Below are 438 nucleotides of genomic sequence, written 5' to 3' on the forward strand. Positions count from 1 at the left end.
TCGCTGTCGAAGTCGCAGGTGTCGGTGATGGCCAAAGAACTCGACACGGCCGTCGAAGCCTTCCGGACCCGGCCGCTGGACGCCGGCCCGTACACCTTCATGGCCGCCGACGCCCTGGTGCTCAAGGTTCGCGAGGGCGGGCGGGTGGTCAACGTGCACGCGCTGATCGCCGTTGGGGTGAACCATGAGGGCTACCGCGAGATCCTCGGCATCGACGTCACCACCGCCGAGGACGGAGCGGGCTGGCTGGCGTTCCTGCGGTCGCTGACCGCCCGCGGCCTGTCGGGGGTGAAGTTGGTGACCTCCGACGCCCACGCCGGGCTGGTGGCCGCGGTCGGTGCCACTCTTCCCGGCGCATCATGGCAGCGCTGCAGAACGCATTACACGACCAACCTGATGGCCGTCACTCCGAAAGCGTCGTGGCCGTGGGTCAAAACC

General features: G+C 68.5%; 1 protein-coding gene. It reads left to right on the forward strand.

The window, feature by feature from the left end:
- Window positions 1-438, forward strand: a 438-nt coding sequence (locus ABQE89_RS26285) for a transposase (protein ID WP_448422175.1), incomplete at both ends; no start/stop codon positions are given.

It is taken from the genome of Mycolicibacterium sp. XJ1819, assembly GCF_053483675.1.